Below are 15,743 nucleotides of genomic sequence, written 5' to 3'. Positions count from 1 at the left end.
TATTAATCGTGATATTCTCCTCTTTCCCACTTCTCATTGAACTCATCAAAATAATGTTCATCACCATTTGCATAATCTTTTTCTATCATGTTATCTATCTTTTCAATTAACTTCTTGTTTTCTTCTGTTGGCTTGTATTCAGTTTCTAAGAATACATCAATAATGTTTTCCATTAATCCAATCCCAGTAATTCTTCCACCAAAACCAAGAATATTTATGTTTAATTCTTCTTTAGAATATCTTGCTGTTTCAACATCTCTTACTAGAGCAACTCTAGCTCCCTTAATCTTAGCTGCTGAATTAGTTATACCAACTCCTGTACCACAGATTACTATTCCTAAATCTGCTTCTCCATTTACTACTTTTTCAGCAGTAGCCTTTCCGTATATTGGATAATGAGTTCTTACATGGTCATAAGTACCATTATCTATAACTTCATGCCCCTTTGATTTTAAATACTCAACTACGCTATTTTTAACATGTGTAACTATATGGTCGCATCCAACTGATATAATCATTTCTTTTTCCTCCTATGCCATTTTATTTAACATATCTACTCTTATTTGATGTCTTCCACCTGAGTATTCAGATGAAACGAATTTTTCTGAAATTCTTTTTCCAATTTCTAAACTTGTAACCTTAGAACCCATTGTTATTATTGAAGTATTATTATGGTCTCTAGTCATCTTAGCTGAATGTTCATCAGCTACTTGTGCACATACTATATACTTATGTTTTGCACACACATTAAAGGAACCTGTACCATATTCATCTACTACGATACCTCTTACCCCTTCTTTATTAAGAATTGCTTCACATACTAAATTTGAGGCATCATAAAAATCAACTTCTTTTCCTTCTGTTTTATCTATGACTTCATAACCTTTGTTAAGTAAGTCTTCCTTTATACCATTTTTAAATTCTACACTTTTGCTATCTGATGCAATTATTACTTTCATCGAATTTTCCTCCTACTATTTTAGATTTAGTCTTTCAAATTGCTCTTTTGGAGCATCCATTTCTTCTAATCCTCTTTTTAAAAGGTCAATATATTTGTTTTCTAAAGTTTCATCCTTTATTGGATTTACTTGAGGATAGTCTTCAACTATATTAAACAACTTACTTTCAGAAGTATATTTCAAAGCATCATCAACATTATCTAGTATTGAAGGATTTTCTATTGGAATTTTATAAACAGGATAATCTGTTCTCTTTAAGAACCTACCCATTTCTATTTCCTTCTCTCTTCCTTTTCCTAAATACTTTCTAATTGTTGTTGGTATGCATGTATATTCAAAGCATGGCTTATTTTCTTTATTAGGTGCTCTAAAATATGTATGTTCACCATCTGTAACATTCATTGCTATTCCATGGTAACCATATAAAGCATACTCCCTGTTATATTCTCTACCTTCAGGAATTGGTTTCCACGAAGCTCCTTGAACATCTTCTGGAATTTCTACTCCTGAATAATCTAGAACTGTTGGCATAATATCAATATTTTGAGTTAATACATTCACTCTTTCTCCTGCCATCTTTCCTTCTGGGAAATGTACTAATAAAGGAATGTGAGCTAACTCATTATACATATGCATATAATTCTTACCAAAGTAATTCCTTTCACCTAAGAAATATCCATGGTCTGTAGTTACTATAACTAAAGTATCTTCATATATATTAAGAGCCTTTAATTTATCTATTAATTTTCCAAAATGTTTATCTGTCATTGTAAGTAATGCGGCATACCTCTTATTTATATAGTCTAAGGCATCATCTGGCACATCAACTTCTTTATAATTTGGTGTTTCAAAATATGGTCCTTCATATTCACAACCATACATCTTCATATACTCTTCTGGAACATCAAATGGTTCATGTGGATCAAAAGTTTCTACCATCAAGAAGAAATCATCATGTTCCTTATTATCTTCAAGCCATTCACAGGCTGCATTAAATGTCTTAGGAGTTGGATATTCATCTTCTTGTCTTTCCCACTTTGTTCTGTTCCATTGATATTGTCTTCTTAATTTTCCATAATAATCATCTGGCATAAATGATGGATCATCAATTTTTGATATCCATGGATCTCCTTCTTGTCCTCTATAGAAGTCCCAAGTAGAGAATTGTTGAACATAATCCTCTCCACCTAATCTAAAATAGTGAGGATGGTCTGTTACTATATGACTAAATACATTCTTTTCTGATAATACTTTAGGAAGCGTTATATCAAATGGTTCTATTGGTCCCCAAGATCTTTCTAAAAAGTTCAAACGTCCAGTAAGTATATCTCTTCTTGCAGGCATACATGGAGCAGATCCAACCCAATGATTATCAAATGTAACTGCTTCCTTAGAGAATTTAGTTATATTAGGAGTCTTTACCCAAGTTTCATTATTGTAGACTTCCATCATATTTCTCTTTAATGTATCCATTAAAACTACGACTGTTCTCATATAAAATCCCCTCCAAATTTACTAAGTTTTAATTCATATTACTGTAGACAAGCAATAATATACTTATCAGCTTGTCTACAATAATTTTTAGGTGTGACCTTAAATTTTTAAGTTCACATATTCTTTTACTTCTATACTATAACTCCAGCCATTGACAATAATACTGCTATTATTAATACTCCGAATATTACCCAAACAGCATTCTTACCGTTAGATTTCTTTAATAGATAGTAACAAAGGAATGTTAATGCTAATGGAAGTAAGTTCGGCATTACTTTATCAAGCATTTCTTGTAACATTAAAGGATTTTCTCCTGCTGCAATCTGAACACCAAGTGTTACTTTTACAGTTGTTGCAATTAATCCACCAACAACAATAACTCCAAGAACGTTAGCCATATTTGCTAATCTGTCAAATATACCTTTTCCGTTATCTTCTCCACCTAAAACTTCCATCCCTTTAGAATAACCTTTAGTTACACCATAATACTTTAACGGGAAGTATAAACAGTTAATCATTAAGAACATTAATATTGCACCTAATATGTTTCCATCTAAAGCGAATGCCGCACCAATTGATCCTGCTATAGGCATCCATGTGAAGTTAAGCATACTGTCTCCAATACCAGCTAAAGGACCCATTAAACTTGTCTTCATTGAGATTACTGATTCTTTTTGATCTTCATCTGTTGTCTCTTCCATTGCTGCTACGATACCTAAGATAAAAGGCATTGCTATTGGATGAGTATTGAAATACTCTAAGTGTCTCTTCATAGCATTAGCTCTTTCTTCTTTTGATTTATCTTTATAAAGCTTCTTAAATATTGGCTTTAATATATAAACTGTACTTAAACTTTGCATTCTTTCATAGTTATGAGAGAATTGACATATTTGTGATCTCCAAAATACTTTCTTTAAATCCTTTTTATCAATTAAGTTAGCCATTATAGATCCCAGCCTCCTTCTACACCTTCTTCTACTTCAATAGATACTGTCGCTGCTTTATTAACAGATGATTCTTTTTGTTTATTGTTCATTATTAAGTCATAAACACCTGCGAAACATGCACCTATTAATGCTAATGCTAATGTAGGTAAATTTAAGTATGCAGTTAATGTGAATCCTAGTATTAAGAACATCCACATATTCTTTTTAAGCATCATAGTCAATAACATTGCTATACCTACTGCTGGAATTGCTTTTGATGCAACTGTTAAACCGGTCATTACGCTTGCTGGTATTGCTGCCATAATAGAGTCAATTGCACTTGCTCCTAAAAATACAGCTATAAATGTTGGTACTGCTCTACTTAAGAAAATTAAGCCACCACCCATATATTGAAGCTTGTCAATCTTATCAAAGTCACCTGTTTCAGCAATTTTATCTGCTTTGTGTACTAAAGAAATACTGATAGTTTTACATAACATATCAAGTTGTTGAACTAATAATGAAACTGGAATTGCAACAGCTACACCAGTTGCTTCTCCACCGCCTGATAAAATACCAATTGCTACACCAACTACTGAACCTGAAATAACATCTGGTGGAACATAAGAACCTACGTTGTTTACTCCTAACCACATTAATTCTAATGTTGCTCCAATTATAAGACCTTGAGTTAAATCACCTAAAATAAGTCCTGTTACTGCACCTGCAAGTAATGGTTTTCTGAAACCTAAATGTGGTCCATATTGGTCCCATGCACATATACCTGCCCAAACAGCCACTAATAATGCTTTGATTAACATAATAACCTCTCCTTTATTAATTTATTTATAAATTTTAAATTAGATCCTTCATGTATACTACGTCATCTTTAGGTACCATTTGTACAAATACTTCAATGCCTTTATCCATAAGTTCTTTAAATGCACTTTCTTCTTCAGGGGTTACTGAAATTGACTTTGTAAGTCTCTTTCTAGTTTCGTTGTATCTCATTCCTCCAGCATTTACCTTTTGAATTTCTAATCCCCCATTTACTACTTTTAATACATCTGTTGATGTTGTAAATAACAGCAAAGTATCCTTCTTTATTGGATTCTTCTTTAATACTTCTATAAATTGATCTACACCAAATACTAAAACTCTTACTCCTGCTGGAGCTGCAAGTCCTACTACTGATTTTTGTACTGGATCCTTGCTTACCTTATCATTAATTATTAGGACTTGTTCTATGCCATAGTCTCCAATCCAAGTTGAACAAACTTGTCCATGTATTAATCTGTCATCAATTCTTACTAATTTAACACCCATTTTTATTTCCTACTTAAACTCTCTATAAAGCTATTTCTTCCTCTTCTTCTTTTACTGATAACTTCTTGTTTATATCTATAAATGTTTCTTTATAAACCTCTTCTAACTTTTCTTTAATTGCTTCAGTTGGTAACTCTCTGTTTAATAATAGTTCTAATAGAACAGGTAAATTAAATCCTGTATACACTACTACATCGCATCCATCTAATATCATTCTTGAACTAGCGTTACATGGAGTCCCTCCAAATATATCTGCTAGAATAATTATTTCTCTTTCATCTTTTAATTCTTTATAAGCTTCTCTAAGCTCCTCTAAAACATTTTCTAAATCCTTATCATCAGTAACTGAAACTATTTTATACTTCTCTTGCTTCCCAACTATCATTTCAGCACTCTTCATTGCATACTCTGCAAAATGCCCATGACTTATTAATATGATTCCTATTTCTTTCATTTATGTACTCCCTCCTTATGCCTTTATTTAAAGCAAGTACCGTGCCAAAATCAGTATTGCAAGTGTATATAACGTTTTCAAACAAGTATAATACTCATTAATACTCTTTTTAAAAAAACAATACTGTTTATTAGTATCAATCCAATACTCTTCATATAAAATAGTATTTTTTTTATTTTCTAATAAGTTTGAAATCTGCTTGAAAATTATAGAAATTGAAATTAATATAGATAGTATAGGTTTTTTACAAAAGTTAGAATTGGAGGAAAAACAAATGAATTTACTTTACTTATTTATTGCTTTAGGGGCTACGACCCTAGGTTCAATGGCAGGTCTTGGTGGCGGGGTAATAATAAAACCCATTCTAGATTTCTTAGGCGACTATAACTTATCAACAATAAGTGTATTATCGTCATTCACTGTTTTTTCTATGGCTATAGTTTCCATAATCAAGCAAATACGTTATAAATTCAAAATTGAAGTAAGAAAAACTGTGCTTATTGGTATAGGTTCAATCTTTGGAGGTCTTATAGGAGAAAAACTAGTAAAGTTCATTTTAACCTTAATGCAACCAATAACAGTTACAATAATACAAAACTTTGTACTAGCTACACTACTAATTCTTGTATACATATACATGAATAATAAAGACAAATTTAAAAGCTACCATATAGAAAATTCTTTAGCATGTATAGCAATAGGGTTGCTTTTAGGAGCAATAGCATCTTTCTTAAGCATAGGAGGAGGACCAATAAATGTTTGTGTTCTTACAATATTCTTCTCAATGAATACAAAGGAGGCAGCTGTTAATTCAATAATAACTATATTATTTTCTCAGGCTTCAAAGCTAGTAACCGTTGCAACTTCTTCTGGTTTCAGTGGATTTGACTTAAGTATGCTACCATTTATGGTTGTGGGTGGAATCCTAGGAGGAATAATAGGTTCTAGGCTTAATAAGCTATATTCAAGCGAAACCATTCTAAAAGTATTTAACGTAGTATTAATAGCATTAATTATATTAAATTTCTATAATATTCTTTCAGTATTTATTTAATATGGGAGGTTAAAAAATGAAAAGAAATTTAAGCTTAATGATAAAACCGTCATCTAGTAAATGTAACTTAAAGTGTAAATACTGTTTCTATCACTCTATTGCTGATGCAAGAGATATAAAAGACTATGGCTTTATGCCACTTTCTACTCTTAAAGAAATCGTTTTAAAAGCTACTGACTATTGTAATGGTGGTCATTGTTCTATAGGTTTTCAAGGAGGAGAATCTACTCTTGTGGGCCTAGAATTTTATAAAGAGCTTATCAAATACACTAAAGAAATAACCAATAGTACAAGCTTCTCATTCTCAATTCAAACAAACGGTACACTACTGAATGATGAATGGGGGGAATTCTTAAAAGAAAATAAATTTCTTGTTGGTATTTCTCTAGATGGAAATAAGGATATTCATAATTTAAACAGACTTGATTATAAAAATAATGGTAGTTTTAATAGCGTCAATAAAGGTATTACTATACTAAAAAAATACGATGTTGACTTTAATATTCTTACTGTTATAACCTCAGCTTTGTGTAAAAAAGTTGAAGGCATTTATAACTTCTACAAAAAAAATAACTTTAAATACATTCAATTTAATCCTTGTTTAGAACCCTTAGAAAATACTTCTATGACTTTAGAAGAATATTCACTTACACCTAAAGAGTATGAAGAATTTCTCATTAAAACATTTGATCTATGGTATAAGGATGCATTAAACAATAATTATGTAAGCATAAGATTATTTGATAATATATTAGGACTATTCTTAAATAAAGATTACGAAGCTTGTGATATGAGAGGAGTATGCTCATGTCAACATATTATTGAAAGTGATGGTTCAGTATATCCATGTGACTTTTATACCTACGAGAATTACAATATTGGAAACATACTTAAAGACTCCTTTGACGACATTCATAAAAATGAAGGAACCATTAACTTTTTAAAGGAATCCACCGAAATAAGTACTAAATGCAAATCCTGCAAATATATGTTAATTTGTCGAGGTGGTTGTAGACGTCACAGAGAGAACCAAAATGATAATCTTAATTATTTCTGTGAAGCTTACTATAACTTCTATTCATATTCCTTAGATAAATTTAGACATCTATCACTTATAATTAAGAATTCTTCTTTTAGGAGGTAGATTAGGGTGTTAAGAATTGATGTCATAAAAAATCATATTGAGGCTTTTTGTGAAAACGTTACTATTAATGATATAAAAGAAAATCCAACTTTAGGAATTTCCTCTTTAGATATAGTTGAAAAACTTAGTATACTTAGAAATAATGCCTCTTCAGATTTGAATAAACTTTATAAAGATGGTTTACTTATAAAAATCAAAGGAAAACCAACTAAGTATTTTGACAGAGAGCGCTTTGAGAATATATTTCAAATCCTTTTAGAAGACCAATGTCTAGAATGCTCTTCTTTAGCAGATTTAGTTCCAATTTTAGATTATTCAAATGAGAAAGAAGTTAGTAATACTAATAACTTAGATCCTTTTAACAAATTAATAGGTTCAAATCATAGTTTAGCAGGTATAGTAAAGTTAGGTAAATCATCAATACTTTATCCTAATGGACTTCATACTATACTTCTTGGAGAGTCTGGTGTTGGTAAAAGTCTATTTGCCGAAATCATGTATGAGTATGGTGTACAAAATAATGTGTTTAGCAAAAACTCCTCTTTTGTGGTATTTAACTGTGCCGACTATGCTAATAATCCAAATCTATTAGTTGCTCAATTATTTGGTACTGTTAAAGGAGCATATACTGGCGCAGATACTGACAAAAAAGGGTTAATAGAAGAAGCTGATGGTGGGGTTTTATTTTTAGATGAAATCCATAGACTTCCTCCAGAGGGGCAAGAAATGCTCTTCTTATATATTGATAAACAAAAATTTAGAAGACTTGGAGAAACTTCCTCTGAGAGAACTGCTAAGGTCCTAATAATAGCAGCTACGACAGAAAATCCTAACTCTATGTTGCTTACTACATTCCTAAGGAGAATACCATCATCAATAAGAATTCCTAGTCTTAAAGAGAGAACCTTAAGTGAAAAACTAATGCTAGTTAACAATTTATATAGTGCTGAGTCTAAAAAAATAAATATGCCTATACATGTTGATAAAAACTGTTTATCAGACTTAATGCTATATAATCCTCATGGAAATATCGGTCAACTAGCAAGTGACATTCAACTATCCGTTGCTAGATCATATTTAGATAGTAGACTCAACAACTTAGATAAAGTTCATATAACCAAAGATTCATTGCCACTTTATACTAACAACACTCTATCTAACATAGAAATCTCAACTAGACAAAAAGTTGAACTTCTTTTAGATAAAAATGAATATAAATTTTCACCTGGAAGCCAAATCTTTAAAACGGCTCCCACACCAACATATGACTTTGTAAAATTCTATAATAATCAATTAAACATCTTAGGAAAGGATAATGTAGATATTAAGAAAACTTTTTCTGATTATACCCAACTAATTGCAAAAAATCTTACATTACAAAAAATGTATCCAGATTTTTTAGATGATGAAACATCAGAAATAATATCCACTCTATCTGATATTTTATATGATGATTTAAATCTTGTAATTGATAGAAGTTCATATGCAGCACTTGCTTTATATCTTAAAAATTTAAAAGACTACAATAGTGATACTAAACAAATTTCTAAAACTACAGACTTATTGGATATACCTTTAGAAATTCAATCAGTTTGCAAAAAGATTGTTAAAACTCTTGAAGTTAAATTTAATATATACTGTCCAACTGAAGAACTTAACAATCTAATGATTATAATAGATTCCTTAAAATCTAAAGAAAATTTTGATTCTGTAGGTATTATGATAGCCGCCCATGGAGACTCTTTAGCTAGTAATATAGCAGATGTTGCTAACGACTTACTTAGCATTAATTTTGCTTTAGCTATTGATATGCCTCTTACTGAGGATGCAAGTAAGATATTACCTCTATTCTTAGAAAAATTAAAACCAGGAACCTTTAAAAGAGGATTAATTTTATTTGCTGATATGGGGTCACTAACTACTCTTGATGAAGTCATAAAAGAGAAAACTGGAATAAATATTGTAACTGTTAATTCAACTAATATATTATTAGTTATCGAAGCTATTCGGAAGTCCATATTTTTAAAGAGTGATATGGATGATATTCTTCATGATTTAATAGGAATGAATAACAAACTTTCTTATAGCTTTAATAAAAAAATAGAGAACCACCTTTCAATAAATAAAAAGAGGTTAATATATACTGTTTGTAATTCAGGTGAAGGCGTGGCAAACTACCTTCATTACAACTTAAAGAATATATTAAAAGATAATAATATTTATGATATAGAAATAATTCCTTTAAATTTAGAAAGTAAGACTCAACTTAGAGACATAATACATCGAACATCTATTGATAAGAAAACAATAGCTATTGTAGGTAGTATAAACCCAGATACAAACGATATTCCATTTATATCTTTGGAGGATATCGTATTGCATAATGGTGTTAATAAACTTCTTTCTTTAATAGGAGTACAAAATAAAAATACTGAAAATAAAATAGTTACAACCTTAACAAAAGATATAGCAATAAATATTACTTGTGATGCTGTAGACAAGTATTTAACTATATTCTCAGCATACAAGATAAAACCACTTGTCTTTAACTTTATAAATGCTATCGAAAAGAATTTAGAAATTGTATTAACAAACTCTAGCATAACAAAAATCTTTATTCATTTATCCTGTGCTATAGAAAGAATTTTTCTTAAAGACTTTATTTTAACCCCTCAAGAAGAAATGTCTAGCTATATTATAAATAATGAAAAGTATGTAAACGTAACAAACAGGGCGCTAGAAGAATTAACTGATAACTTGAATATAACAATCCCAACAAATGAACTTTACTATATATGTGAAATAGTAAAAGATGCTTATAAACAAGCTACAACATAAAAAATTATAGTTATATCTACATCAAAAAAGAAAACTGCCTATTCTAGCAGTTTTCTTTTTCTATATCCTCTAATAATCTAAATACTCTCTTTTTAAGAAGTGGATGTACTTTATTACCACATATTTCACTAAGAGGTTTTAATACAAATTCTCTTTCTTCCATTCTTGGATGTGGAACTGTAACCAACTCATCTTCTAACACTAAATTATCATAGAAAATAATATCTAAATCTATGATTCTTGGGCCCCACTTAATTATTCTTTCTCTCTTCATTTCCTGTTCTATATCTAATAGAACCTTCATAAGTTCCTGTGGTGAAAGAATTGTCTTAAGTTTTAAAGCAGCATTTACAAATTTCTCTTGATCTAAGTAGCCCCAAGGCTCTGTTACTAAGAAAGAAGATACCTTTTCAACCTCTATTTCCTTATAAGAATTTATTAACTCTATTGCTCTATGTAAGTTTTCTTCCTTATTTCCAATATTGCTTCCTATTGAAAGATATGCTTCATGCCATCCTCTTTCAATCTGTACTGCTGCATAATCTAAATGTCTTCCTATTGGTGCCCAAGGTTTTTTTAAAGTTACCTTAACCTCTTTAACTAAGGGATAATTATACAAAGTAAACTCTGCTACCTTTTGCGCCGCTGTTTCTATAAGATCATACGATTCCTTCACAAATTCTTTTTCTATACCATGGCAAAGCTCACCATAGTGAACTGACCTAGTTAAATCCCCAGTTCTTCCTGCTTCTTCTAAACTCAAAGTTAATTCTAAATCTAAAATAAACTTTTGCCCTAAAGTTTTTTCTTCTTTAAAAACCCCATGATTAGCAAATATCTCAACGTTTTTTAAATATATCTTATCCATTCTATACACCTTATTTCGCTTTAAGTATTGCATCAGTCATAACACAAGCCCTTTTATTCTCTAAAACATCATGAACTCTTACAAATTCACAACCTTTCATTATTCCAATTACAGTAGTTGCAACTGTTCCCTCAACTCTTTCTGTAACAGGTAAATTTAAAGTTAATCCTATCATAGACTTTCTTGATGTTCCAAGTAATACTGGTAGCCCTAAATTCTTTATCTTTTCTAAGTTATTCATAACAATTAGATTTTCTTCATAAGTCTTAGCAAAGCCTATTCCTGGATCTAATATTATGTTCTCTCTCTTTACACCTGCTTCAAGTGCAATATCTATACTTTCAGCTAAATCCATAATTATGTCATTCATTAAATTAGTATAAGGTTTATCTTCCCTATTATGCATTAAGATACATTGAACATTGTACTTTGCAGCAACCTTTGCCATTTCCTTATCTTTTTTAAATCCCCATACATCATTAATAATGTCTGCCCCTGCCTTTATTGCTTCTTCAGCAGTTCTAGCCTTATATGTATCTATAGAAATTATAATATCAAACTTTTCCTTAATAGCTTTAATTATTGGCACAACTCTATTTATTTCTTCTTCAACCCCTACTGGTGCAAAGTTAGGTCTTGTAGATTCTCCACCTATATCTATTATGTCAGCTCCATCTCTAATAAGTTCTTCTGCATGCTTTACTGCAAGTTCAACCTCATTAAATTTCCCTCCATCTGAAAATGAATCAGGTGTAACATTTAAAATTCCCATTACATAAGTTCTTTCACCTAAGTTAAATTCCTTATTTCCTATTTTCATTTTTCCTCATACCTTTCTCTAATACTTTATTTTAAAGTTCTTTTTCTCTTTACTCCAATAACAATCTTTTTCAGATTTACACGAAAAACAATTTCTAGACAGCTTGTCGCTTTCATATATAATTCTAGATAACTCATCAACACTATCTTTTCTATGATTCTCTATTCCTTTTAAAATTTCATTCTTCTCCTCTTTTGTAAAGCTAGTTTCCTTTAAAATATCTTTAGCTATTATAACACTACCTTCATGGTGTGGAATTTCTTCTTTATACTCTAAAACTCTTCCAATATCATGTAATAACCCAATTGCATAAATAACCTCTTTAGAATACTTAAGCCCCTCTTCTAAAACTCTTATGTACGCAATTCTTGAAACATCCAAAAAATGCTCTATGGTATGATTACAAAATACTCTTTCCTTTTCTAGCTCACTAAGTTCCTCTAAATAAACCTTGTAATCTTTATTATTTAATATCTCATTAACCTTATCCAAAGTCTTTAAATCTCCTATCTTTGAATTAAATCTAAAACTTCTCTTCTAAGATTATAGTTTTCCTCAAAGCATCCTCTATAAGTAGTTGTAAAAGTTCTAGTACCTGGCTTCTTAACCCCTCTCATGGTCATACACATATGCTCTGCCTCAATAACTACCATAACCCCTTCTGCATTTAAGTACTTCATTAAAGCATCAGCTACTTCTGAAGTTAACTTTTCTTGAAGCTGAGGTTTTTTAGCATAAGTTTCTACTGTTCTTGCAAGCTTTGAAAGCCCGGCCACTCTGCCCTTTGGTATATATGCAATATGAGCCTTACCATAGAAAGGAACTAAATGATGCTCACACATTGAATAAAATGTTATGTCTTTCTCTAAAACCAGGTCATCTCTATCAACTTCAAAAGTCTTCTTTAAGTGTTCCTCTGCTGTGGCATTTATTCCTGAAAATATTTCTTCATACATCCTAGCTATTCTATCTGGAGTTTCTATAAGACCTTCTCTGTTAGTATCTTCTCCAATAGCTTCCAATATAAGTTTTACACCTTCTTTTATTTTTTCCTTATCTACCATTATTTATTAACCCTCCTAGTTTACTGCTTATCATATTTGTTAAATCCCCTTGTTCAAAAACTCTATCATTAATTCCTGTTACCTTTATTACTCCCATTAAACTGTTGGTAATAAAAACTTCATCGCTATGGTAAAGTTCATCTAAAGTAATACTCTTTTCTATTACATTAAAATTACTTACAATCCACTCTCTAATTATACCACCTAGAAGTCCATCTTCAATTTTAGGTGTTAAAAGAACACCATTCTTTATTAGAAATATATTAGCACAGCTTGTTTCTGTAACAAAACCTTTTTCATTAAGAAATAAAGCATCATTATATCCATTTTTTATAGCTTCCTTCTTCTCAATGATGTTCTCTATATATCCATTCCACTTTATCTTGGTCATTTTTGATGTGGAATTTCTTCTAACCTCTGAAACCCTTAAGGTCATCCCCCTATTATAATCCTCACTTGTATAAGGATTATCCCTTTCAGTAATAATAATATTTTTAGGAGTAACTAAAATCTTTAACACCTTATTTTTTATATTTATATTTTCTAAAAAATCAAGAAGCTCTTTCTTCTCTAAAGTTTCTAACTCTAAACTCTTCATACTTTCTTCAAGCCTATTTAGATGTTCTTTTAAAAACAAAGGCTTATCTAAACAAAGAATAGTCTCAAAAAGTCCTTGTCCAAAGAAAGTACCTTCATCCAATAGAATTTTGTCACTATTATAAACTATTTCTCTCATTATAACACCTTCATTAAGGCTTTTGCTTTGTCAATTGTTTCAAACCATTCATCCTCAGGATTTGAGTCCCAAGTGATTCCCCCTCCAACACCAAAGTAAGCCCTATTATCCTTTTTAATTATTGTTCTTATTACTATATTAAAATCACAGTTTCCTCGGATATCAAAGTACCCAATAGAACCTGTATAAAGATTTCTCTTAAGACCTTCAAGCTCCTCTATAATTTCCATAGCTCTTATTTTAGGTGCTCCAGTAATTGACCCCCCTGGAAAACACTCCTTTATGCACTTAATAGAAGATGCCCCATCTTTTAATCTTCCTTCTACTGTAGAAACTAAATGAAATACAGTTGCATATTCTTCAATTTTAAATAGCTCTGTTACTTTAACAGAATGAGGAGTACACACCTTACTTAAATCGTTTCTTTCTAAATCTACTATCATCAAAAGCTCGGATTTATCCTTCTTTGAATTTATAAGAGCCTCTTTATTCTCTTTATCTTCTTTAGGATTTTTCCCCCTTGGTCTTGTTCCTTTTATTGGTCTTGTATGAACTTTTCCATCAACTACAGATAAGAACCTTTCTGGTGATGAACTTATCACTTGAAAATCTTCAAAGTTCATATATGCTGAAAAAGGAGCTTTATTAATACTTCTTAATTTTTCGTATATTTTAAAAGAAGGAGAAGTGTTTTCACACCATATTCTTCTTGTCATATTAGCTATATAAACATCACCACTTCTGATGTAATCTTTAAGCTTTCTTATAGCGTCTTCATATTCTTCTTTTTCAAAATTTGAGTAAAAGGTATTGTTACTCTCCTCAAATCTTACCTCTTCAAACTCCCTATATTCCTTTAGTTTCTCTAAAATCAATCTAGTACTATTTTCTATGTATCCAAGCTCTGTAACATATGTTTTCTTACTATGTAAATCAAATATAATTAAGTTTTCATATATGTTAAAAATGCTATCAGGTATTAAAAAATCTTCCTTAGATGTATTAGGCAAATCCTCTAAAATCCTACCTATATCATAAGAAAAATACCCTATTGCCCCACCTATAAAAGGAAGATGACTTTCTCCCTTAAAACTGAATCTTTCCATTATCTCCTCTAAGCATGAAAAGGGATCATTTGACTCTATCTTTTCATTATTTATGTAAACTGAATTTCCTTGTGACCTAAAATTCAAAATTGGGTTTATACCTATAAACGAGAATTTAGATAATTCCATGTCCTCCTTAGAGCTATCTAAAAATATACTTTCCTTAAAATCCTTAAAAAGCCTATATGTATGAAACGGATCATAATATTTTTCTAATTCTTCTATCTTAAAGTTTACCATTCTTAAACCTCTTACACTCATTTATAAAGTTATGTAGCATCTTGTGACCATCCTCTGTTAGCTCTGCCTCAGGATGAAATTGCACTCCAAAAATTGGATAGCTTTTATGCTCTATTCCCATTATAACCCCATCTTCTGTTTCTGCTGTAACCTTTATTTCACAAGGGAGATTATCCTTTGATATCACTAAGGAATGGTATCTTGTAACCCTTAGAGGATTTTTAATACCTTCAAATATTCCTTCATTATTATGAGTTATATAGCTAAGCTTTCCATGGACAGGCTCCTTGCCTTTAAGTATTTCCCCACCAAAATAGTGTCCAATGCATTGATGCCCTAAACATACACCTAATATGGGAATCTTTCCTTTAAATTTATCTATTATATCTAAAGATAAACCTGCTTCTTTAGGATTTTTAGGTCCTGGAGATATAACTATTCCACTATATTTATTTAAATCTATATTATTTATATTTATCTTATCATTTCTAACCACTTCTAACTCTTCTTCTAGCTCTTCAAAATATCTTACTAAGTTATACACAAAAGAGTCATAGTTATCTATCATTAGTAACATATTTACCCCCTTAAACTGTGACTAAAATCATTTCTCATTATAACATAAATGAAAACAAAAAGTAGGAGCAGCAAATTCACTACTCCTACTTTTTGTTTTATAAATAATTCTATTTACACTCTGTGATATCTACATAA

Annotated in this window: 17 protein-coding genes; 3 read left to right on the top strand and 14 right to left on the bottom strand. The window is 30.5% G+C overall.

What is annotated here, in order from left to right:
* Positions 1–2: 2 nt before the first annotated feature.
* From lacB to DR024_RS03215, 7 genes are all read right to left on the bottom strand, one after another.
* Complete coding sequence (lacB, locus tag DR024_RS03245) at positions 3–518, bottom strand: galactose-6-phosphate isomerase subunit LacB (RefSeq protein ID WP_027096722.1); 516 nt, start codon at positions 516–518, stop codon at positions 3–5.
* Positions 519–530: 12 nt separating this feature from the next.
* Positions 531–959 (bottom strand): galactose-6-phosphate isomerase subunit LacA, encoded by a 429-nt coding sequence (gene lacA / locus DR024_RS03240; protein ID WP_027096723.1) that lies wholly within the window; start codon positions 957–959, stop codon positions 531–533.
* Positions 960–974: 15 nt separating this feature from the next.
* A complete protein-coding gene (locus DR024_RS03235) occupies positions 975–2,453 on the bottom strand; it encodes a sulfatase (protein ID WP_027096724.1) in 1,479 nt (492 codons plus the stop codon).
* Between the two features lie 131 nt (positions 2,454–2,584).
* A complete protein-coding gene (locus tag DR024_RS03230; protein ID WP_027096725.1) occupies positions 2,585–3,397 on the bottom strand; it encodes a PTS system mannose/fructose/sorbose family transporter subunit IID in 813 nt (270 codons plus the stop codon).
* Entirely contained in the window at positions 3,397–4,200 is an 804-nt protein-coding gene (locus DR024_RS03225; protein ID WP_055183408.1) for a PTS mannose/fructose/sorbose/N-acetylgalactosamine transporter subunit IIC, read from the bottom strand. The genes DR024_RS03230 and DR024_RS03225 overlap by 1 nt, the downstream gene beginning before the upstream one ends.
* Positions 4,201–4,234: 34 nt before the next feature.
* Positions 4,235–4,705, bottom strand: a complete 471-nt coding sequence (locus tag DR024_RS03220; RefSeq protein ID WP_027096727.1) for a PTS sugar transporter subunit IIB — start codon at positions 4,703–4,705, stop codon at positions 4,235–4,237.
* Positions 4,706–4,727: 22 nt separating this feature from the next.
* Positions 4,728–5,159, bottom strand: coding sequence for a PTS sugar transporter subunit IIA (locus DR024_RS03215; protein WP_027096728.1), 432 nt, complete (start codon positions 5,157–5,159; stop codon positions 4,728–4,730).
* A gap of 274 nt (positions 5,160–5,433) precedes the next feature.
* On the opposite strand from DR024_RS03215, the gene DR024_RS03210 reads away from it, so the two are divergent.
* From DR024_RS03210 to DR024_RS03200, 3 genes are read left to right on the top strand one after another with little or no spacing between them, the layout of a single operon-like run.
* Positions 5,434–6,213, top strand: a complete 780-nt coding sequence (locus tag DR024_RS03210) for a sulfite exporter TauE/SafE family protein (RefSeq protein WP_027096729.1) — start codon at positions 5,434–5,436, stop codon at positions 6,211–6,213.
* A gap of 16 nt (positions 6,214–6,229) precedes the next feature.
* Complete coding sequence (locus DR024_RS03205; protein WP_027096730.1) at positions 6,230–7,357, top strand: anaerobic sulfatase maturase; 1,128 nt, start codon at positions 6,230–6,232, stop codon at positions 7,355–7,357.
* 6 nt (positions 7,358–7,363) lie between these two features.
* A complete protein-coding gene (locus DR024_RS03200) occupies positions 7,364–10,195 on the top strand; it encodes a sigma 54-interacting transcriptional regulator (protein ID WP_027096731.1) in 2,832 nt (943 codons plus the stop codon).
* A gap of 43 nt (positions 10,196–10,238) precedes the next feature.
* Here DR024_RS03200 and folK read toward each other — a convergent pair whose 3' ends face one another.
* The 7 genes from folK to DR024_RS03165 are packed head-to-tail and all read right to left on the bottom strand — an operon-like array spanning position 10,239 to position 15,606.
* Positions 10,239–11,063, bottom strand: a complete 825-nt coding sequence (folK, locus tag DR024_RS03195; protein WP_055253382.1) for a 2-amino-4-hydroxy-6-hydroxymethyldihydropteridine diphosphokinase — start codon at positions 11,061–11,063, stop codon at positions 10,239–10,241.
* 10 nt (positions 11,064–11,073) lie between these two features.
* Complete coding sequence (gene folP / locus DR024_RS03190) at positions 11,074–11,883, bottom strand: dihydropteroate synthase (protein WP_065254512.1); 810 nt, start codon at positions 11,881–11,883, stop codon at positions 11,074–11,076.
* Positions 11,884–11,901: 18 nt separating this feature from the next.
* Positions 11,902–12,375, bottom strand: coding sequence for an HD domain-containing protein (locus tag DR024_RS03185; RefSeq protein WP_027096734.1), 474 nt, complete (start codon positions 12,373–12,375; stop codon positions 11,902–11,904).
* A 14-nt stretch (positions 12,376–12,389) separates the two neighbouring features.
* Complete coding sequence (gene folE / locus DR024_RS03180) at positions 12,390–12,947, bottom strand: GTP cyclohydrolase I FolE (RefSeq protein WP_055183416.1); 558 nt, start codon at positions 12,945–12,947, stop codon at positions 12,390–12,392.
* Positions 12,937–13,683: an aminotransferase class IV gene (locus DR024_RS03175; RefSeq protein ID WP_055183419.1), complete on the bottom strand. Its 747-nt coding sequence runs from the start codon at positions 13,681–13,683 to the stop codon at positions 12,937–12,939. Before DR024_RS03175 ends, folE begins: the two co-directional genes overlap by 11 nt.
* Positions 13,683–15,029, bottom strand: coding sequence for an aminodeoxychorismate synthase component I (pabB, locus tag DR024_RS03170; protein WP_055253379.1), 1,347 nt, complete (start codon positions 15,027–15,029; stop codon positions 13,683–13,685). Before pabB ends, DR024_RS03175 begins: the two co-directional genes overlap by 1 nt.
* Positions 15,016–15,606, bottom strand: coding sequence for an anthranilate synthase component II (locus DR024_RS03165; RefSeq protein WP_055183423.1), 591 nt, complete (start codon positions 15,604–15,606; stop codon positions 15,016–15,018). Before DR024_RS03165 ends, pabB begins: the two co-directional genes overlap by 14 nt.
* Between the last annotated feature and the right edge of the window lie 137 nt (positions 15,607–15,743).

Origin of the sequence: Clostridium paraputrificum (genome assembly GCF_900447045.1) — a bacterium.
In the GTDB taxonomy this organism is placed as follows: Bacteria; Bacillota; Clostridia; order Clostridiales; family Clostridiaceae; genus Clostridium; species Clostridium paraputrificum.
The sequence above is the reverse complement of the archived record's forward strand: the minus strand, read 5'-3'. Positions and strand labels throughout refer to the sequence as shown.

Excerpts from the sequence above, each read along its gene's own strand:
- lacB (WP_027096722.1), bottom strand. The coding sequence starts at position 518 with ATGATTATATCAGTTGGATGCGACCATATAGTTACACATGTTAAAAAT.
- lacA (WP_027096723.1), bottom strand. The coding sequence starts at position 959 with ATGAAAGTAATAATTGCATCAGATAGCAAAAGTGTAGAATTTAAAAAT.
- DR024_RS03235 (WP_027096724.1), bottom strand. The coding sequence starts at position 2,453 with ATGAGAACAGTCGTAGTTTTAATGGATACATTAAAGAGAAATATGATG.
- DR024_RS03230 (WP_027096725.1), bottom strand. The coding sequence starts at position 3,397 with ATGGCTAACTTAATTGATAAAAAGGATTTAAAGAAAGTATTTTGGAGA.
- DR024_RS03225 (WP_055183408.1), bottom strand. The coding sequence starts at position 4,200 with ATGTTAATCAAAGCATTATTAGTGGCTGTTTGGGCAGGTATATGTGCA.
- DR024_RS03220 (WP_027096727.1), bottom strand. The coding sequence starts at position 4,705 with ATGGGTGTTAAATTAGTAAGAATTGATGACAGATTAATACATGGACAA.
- DR024_RS03215 (WP_027096728.1), bottom strand. The coding sequence starts at position 5,159 with ATGAAAGAAATAGGAATCATATTAATAAGTCATGGGCATTTTGCAGAG.
- DR024_RS03210 (WP_027096729.1), top strand. The coding sequence starts at position 5,434 with ATGAATTTACTTTACTTATTTATTGCTTTAGGGGCTACGACCCTAGGT.
- DR024_RS03205 (WP_027096730.1), top strand. The coding sequence starts at position 6,230 with ATGAAAAGAAATTTAAGCTTAATGATAAAACCGTCATCTAGTAAATGT.
- folK (WP_055253382.1), bottom strand. The coding sequence starts at position 11,063 with ATGGATAAGATATATTTAAAAAACGTTGAGATATTTGCTAATCATGGG.
- folP (WP_065254512.1), bottom strand. The coding sequence starts at position 11,883 with ATGAAAATAGGAAATAAGGAATTTAACTTAGGTGAAAGAACTTATGTA.
- folE (WP_055183416.1), bottom strand. The coding sequence starts at position 12,947 with ATGGTAGATAAGGAAAAAATAAAAGAAGGTGTAAAACTTATATTGGAA.
- DR024_RS03175 (WP_055183419.1), bottom strand. The coding sequence starts at position 13,683 with ATGAGAGAAATAGTTTATAATAGTGACAAAATTCTATTGGATGAAGGT.
- pabB (WP_055253379.1), bottom strand. The coding sequence starts at position 15,029 with ATGGTAAACTTTAAGATAGAAGAATTAGAAAAATATTATGATCCGTTT.
- DR024_RS03165 (WP_055183423.1), bottom strand. The coding sequence starts at position 15,606 with ATGTTACTAATGATAGATAACTATGACTCTTTTGTGTATAACTTAGTA.